This window comes from Oribacterium sp. HCP3S3_B9 (assembly GCF_052064255.1).
Classification (GTDB): Bacteria; Bacillota; Clostridia; order Lachnospirales; family Lachnospiraceae; genus Oribacterium.
Genome location: NZ_JBQHVY010000063.1, coordinates 1 through 882 on the forward strand (window position 1 = coordinate 1; position 882 = coordinate 882).

The following is an 882-nucleotide window of genomic DNA, read 5'->3' on the forward strand; positions in this document are numbered from 1 at the left end:
TATAAATGGAAAGGACACGTTGAAACACCAACCAATCAAAATTATCCTTTATCTAAAGCACAACCAATAGATAAGGGAGGAAAGGAAGATGCTCAGCATGTCCGATATCAATCATATCAGAGATTTATACCAAAGTGGCTATAAGATCAGTGAAATTCACAAAAAAACCGGTGCTGATCCTAAAACCATAAAGAAATACCTGGAGAAGGAGGATTTTTCGGACAGCCCAGTTACGGTTTCGCCAAAGTCATCCATTCTTGATCCGTTTAAACCGGCGATCAGGCAGTGGCTTGAGGAGGACCGAAAACACTGGTGCAAACAACATCATACAGCACAGCGGGTCTACGACCGGCTGGTTGAGGAACAAGGTTATACAGGCAGCTACGAGACAGTACAGCGGTATCTGAAAAAGATCCGTAAGGATGTCCAGAACAAAGCTTCGCAGGAACTGGTCTGGGATCCCGGCTATGCTCAAGTGGATTTCGGAGAGGCGGATTTCTATGAGGACAACCGTTGCGTTCGCAGGAAATATCTGGTCGTTTCGTTTCCGTTCAGCAATGACTCCTATACTCAGCTCTTCTGTGGTGAAAACGCAGAGTGCGTCTGTCAGGGACTTGAGGATATCTTTACCCACATCGGAGGAGTTCCGCCGGTCCTGATCTTCGACAATGCTACCGGAGTCGGCCATCGGGTACATGACAAAGTCATCGAAACCGAGATGTTTAAAAAGTTCCGTGCTCAATACCGCTTTCAGGTCAGGTACTGTAATCCGGAATCCGGCTGGGAAAAGGGCAATGTCGAGAATAAAGTAGGGACGATCCGGAGAAACCTCTTTGTGCCAGCGCCACACTATCATGACATGGTCGAATATAACAAGACTCT

The 882-nt window shown here is 46.7% G+C and carries 1 protein-coding gene; it reads left to right on the forward strand.

The features are described 5' to 3' along the window. Positions 1 to 97: 97 nt before the first annotated feature. Positions 98 to 882 (forward strand): IS21 family transposase (gene istA / locus ACTNC3_RS11410; RefSeq protein WP_441227506.1); only part of this gene is annotated, 785 nt, incomplete at its 3' end.